The organism is bacterium (assembly GCA_030654305.1).
Classification (GTDB): Bacteria; Krumholzibacteriota; Krumholzibacteriia; order LZORAL124-64-63; family LZORAL124-64-63; genus PNOJ01.
In genome coordinates this window covers 1-4,065 of sequence record JAURXS010000470.1, presented here as the reverse complement: position 1 = coordinate 4,065, position 4,065 = coordinate 1, and the positions used below count along the sequence as shown (strand labels likewise).

3 protein-coding genes and 1 tRNA gene are annotated in these 4,065 nt (G+C 73.2%); 1 reads left to right on the top strand and 3 read right to left on the bottom strand.

From position 1 onward, the window contains the following. On the bottom strand, positions 1 to 448 hold a 448-nt coding region (locus tag Q7W29_13465; protein MDO9172829.1), incomplete at its 3' end, for a YaiI/YqxD family protein. Between the two features lie 173 nt (positions 449 to 621). Beyond that, positions 622 to 697, bottom strand: a tRNA-Lys gene (locus tag Q7W29_13460). A 130-nt stretch (positions 698 to 827) separates the two neighbouring features. Here Q7W29_13460 and nth point away from each other — a divergent pair. Beyond that, complete coding sequence (gene nth / locus Q7W29_13455; protein ID MDO9172828.1) at positions 828 to 1,475, top strand: endonuclease III; 648 nt, start codon at positions 828 to 830, stop codon at positions 1,473 to 1,475. Between the two features lie 22 nt (positions 1,476 to 1,497). On the opposite strand, the gene Q7W29_13450 is transcribed toward nth, so the two are convergent. Continuing rightward, positions 1,498 to 3,759 carry a FlgD immunoglobulin-like domain containing protein gene (locus Q7W29_13450; protein MDO9172827.1) on the bottom strand — a complete coding sequence of 754 codons (2,262 nt, stop codon included), beginning with the start codon at positions 3,757 to 3,759 and terminating at the stop codon, positions 1,498 to 1,500. Positions 3,760 to 4,065 lie beyond the last annotated feature (306 nt).

Here is a 4,065-nt window from a genome sequence, read left to right as displayed (position 1 = left end):
ATCCCCGCCGGATCGCCTGCACCATCTGGTCGAGCTGTTGCAGGAACAGCGACCGGTCCTTCGGCGAGAAGGGCGGCGGCCCGCCGCCCACCAGCCCCTGGTCGCGCAGCTGGGACAACAGCTGCCGCGAGGCCAGCGAGTCGCCGACGTTCTCCGGCGTGAAGGGCCGGCCCTTGTGGCCGAGCACCCGGGCTCCCTTGTCGAGGCAGCGCGCCGCGAGAGGGATGTCGCCGGTGACGACGATGTCGTCCCTGTCGGCCAGTTCGACGATGCGGTCGTCGGCCTCGTCGCGGCCCTGCTCCACCACCACGAGCTTCACCTTGCCGCCGGTCGGGTAGCGCATGTAGCTGTTGGCCACCAGGGTGACCGACAGGTCGTAGCGCTGGGCGACCTTGTAGATCTCGTCCTTCACGGGGCAGGCGTCGGCGTCGATGTAGATGTGGAGCATGGTTCCTCGGAAAGATGTTGCTCATGAACAGCGCACTGAATGGAATCGGTCGGTGACTGTAGCACGTGGGCAATCGTATTTCGATGCGAGGTGAACGTCCCGCGGCGTCGGCCACCCGGATAAAGACGAAGGGCCTGCGTTCCCGCAAGCCCTTCTCATCTATCGAATTAAGTTGGTACGCCGCCAGGGACTTGAACCCCGAACCTACTGATTAAGAGTCAGTTGCTCTACCAGTTGAGCTAGCGGCGCACCCGAGATGCCTTCTGAACCGCGCGATGGCGCGACCTGACCGGGGATGCTATCCTCCCCCACCGGACCCGCAAACTAGCACCCCGCAACGGGAGTGTCAAGCCCCTCCGCCCCCCGAAAGCGAGCCCTCATGCTGGACCCGGCCGCCCGCAAAGCCCGCGCGAAGAAGGTGCTCGCGATCCTGAACAAGGAGTTCCCCGAGGCCGCCTGCTCCCTCGACCACCGCGAACCCTTCCAGCTGCTGATCGCCACCATCCTGAGCGCCCAGTGCACCGACGCCCGGGTCAACCAGGTCACGCCGGGGCTCTTCGCGGCCTACCCCAAGCCCCGCGATTTCGCCGAGGCCTCCCAGGAGGAGATCGAGGAGGCCATCCACTCCACCGGCTTCTACCGCCAGAAGGCCAAGTCGATCCGCAGCTGCTGCCGGGACCTCGTGGAGAAGCACGGTGGGAAGTTGCCGGAGACGATGGCGGAGCTGTCGGCCCTGGCCGGGGTGGGGCGCAAGACGGCCAACGTCGTGCTCGGGGTGGCCTTCGGGAAGCCCGAGGGCGTGGTCGTGGACACGCACGTCGGGCGCATCGCCGGCAAGCTGGGGCTCACCGCGCACGGGCCCAAGGAAGCCGTCAAGATCGAGCGCGACCTGAACGAGTGCGTGCCCCGTACGGAGTGGGTCGCGGTCGCGCACCTGCTGATCGAGCACGGGCGACGGACCTGCCGGGCACGCGCGCCGCGCTGCGACGAGTGCCCCCTGTTCCCCCACTGCGAGACCAGGTCCTGAGCCGTCCCGCTCCTGAACCGTCCTACCTCACCAACTGCACCTTGCGCGCATCGCTGCGCCCGTCGGCCTCGATGCGCACCACGTAGGCGCCGGAGGGCTGCATCCGGTCGTCGTCGTCGCGGCCGTCCCACTCGGCGAGGTGCTCGCCCGCGGGCCGCGGTGCGCGCAGCAGCGTGCGGACGCGGCGGCCGTCGAGGGCGAACACCTCGACCGCGACCGACGCGGGGCGCGGCAGCGCGAAGCGGACCGTGGTGGCGGGATTGAAGGGGTTCGGGGCGACGCCCAGCAGGCGCAGCGCGGCCGGCGTCGGTCCGTCGGCGGCCGGCGGCTCGGCCGGCGGTTCGATCGGCACGATCGCGTTGCAGGGCAGCGGCAGCACCGTGACGCCCGCGGCGTCGAGCGCGAGCAGGCACGTCTCCAGCGCCGCGACGTCCACGGCGCCGGCCAGCCGCGCGCTGCCGCGCGCGCGCATCGCGTCGGGATCCGTCGCGTCGACCGCCGTCAGGTCGCCGCCGGCGATCAGGACCTGCTCGCCGCGCACCGCGAGCGCCGCGGGCGGCGACGGCAGGTCCAGCACGTCGCGGAACCACAGGAAGTCCTCGGAGATGTCGATCAGGTCCAGGGTGCCGCCCGCCTCCAGGCCGTAGAGCAGGTCGCCGCGCACGCGCAGGTCGGAGTAGGCTCGCGACATGGGGTAGAAGGACAGCGAGGTGGGATCGTCGGGCTGCGTGACGTCGAGCGTCTGCAGGTAGGGCAGCACGCCGTCGAGCCCGGCCAGCCGCAGCCGGTCGCCTTGCAGCGCCATGGCCGTCGCGGCGTAGGACATCGTCCAGACCAGCGCCAGCCGCGGCGCGGCCGGATCGGCGACGTCGATCACCAAAAGGTGGTGGCCGATGCCGGCGCCGGTGCCGCGCACGCCGCAGTAGAGCCAGGGAGGCGACAGGACCAGCCGGGTCGGCTCGCCGTAGACGGTCACCGAACCCATCAGCGACGGGGACCCGTCGCCGGACAGGTCCGCCAGCACGACCCGGCCGCGGTTGGTCCGCGCGTGGTACCAGGCGAAGGCCGCCAGCCCCTCCTCGACCGCGACGTCGGTGGGCGCGCCGGCGAACTCGAGCCCGCCACGATCGCGCGGCTGTGCGGGATCGGACAGGTCCAGGGCGTGCAGCAGGCCGCGGGGATTGTCGTCCACGGTGGCGTCGTGGACCACCACGGCGACGGCGCCGCGGGCGGCGATCGCGACGGGCGCGGCGTCGAGGGCGGGAGACGGCCAGGCACCGATCGTCGTCGCCGGGCCGGCACCGGCGACCAGGGCGTCCAGTCCGGCGGCGCCGCGGGCCAGCCAGGCCCGGTCGCCCGCCGCGACCACTGCCTGGGCGCCCGTCGACAGGCTGCCCACCGACGACGGCGCTTCGGGGAAGGTCACGTCCACGCGCCGCGCTTCGCCACCGGCCGGATCGTCGTCGCGACGCGTGAGCCAGACCCCGCCCGCGCCGTCGCACGCAACGCCGGTCCAGCCGCCGGGATCGGCGAGCCGGCCGCGTGCGACCGGGTCGCCGCCCGCGGCGAGGTCCAGGACCGCCATGCCGCCGGGACCGGCCACAAAAGCCAGTTCGCCTGCCAGATCGACCGCGGACGGCGACAGGGCGTCGGCCCAACTGCCGGTCTGCAAGGGCGCGTCGGGGTCCGCCAGATCCAACACGGTCGCGGCGGGAGTGCCGCCCGCGGCCACCAGCCGGCCGGCGCCGACCGCGACGGTCAGCACGCCGGCCGGCAGGGGGCGCCGGGCAGCGACCGTCATGCTCGCCGGATTCGTGGCGTCGACGACCATCAGTTCGCCCGCGCCGGCGGCGGCGCGGACCACGTAGGCGCGGTGCCCGGCCACGGCCAGATCGAGCGCGCCCGCGTCCAGGGCGCAGCTGCCGGCCAGCACGGGGGCCGTCGGGACCGTCACGTCGATCACGTCCAGGCGCGGCAGGCCCGACGTCGACAGCAGGTAGACGCGCGGCCAGTCGACGACGATGCGCCAGCCGCCGCCGGTGCGGGCGAGGGTGGCGCGGTAGGAGGGGAACGAGGGATCGGCCAGGTCCAGCACCTTCAGGCCGACGTCCGTCACCGCGACGTAGGCGTGCTGCGCGTCCACGGCGACGTCCTCGATCGCGCCGCCGACCAGCGCGCGCCCGGCCCAGTGCAGCCGGTCCGCGTAGTCGAGGCACTCGCAGGCCGCGGGTCGGGGCAGGCAGGGCAGGCCCAGCAGCAGCGCGCACAACAGCTTCAGGCGCATGGTCGTCTCCGCGGTTCCGGGGCGGGTCGCTCCGCGTCCATGATAGGGCATGGCGGGCGCGGCGGCACGGGCATGTTCAGAGCTGATGTTGGACCATCGCGCCGCGGCAAAGGGAAAGGGCGCCCCCTCGGGCGCCCCGTCCTGTCCGTGCGGCTGCCGGTCGGCCGGTCCGCCCTAGAACGGCAGGTCCTCGTCCTCGACGCCCGGCACCGGGCCGCTGTCGAAGGGATCGCTCTGGCCGCCGCGGGCGGGAGCGCCGCCGCCGCCGCCCTGCGCCGGACGCGGCGGGCGCGGCGCGGCGTCGGG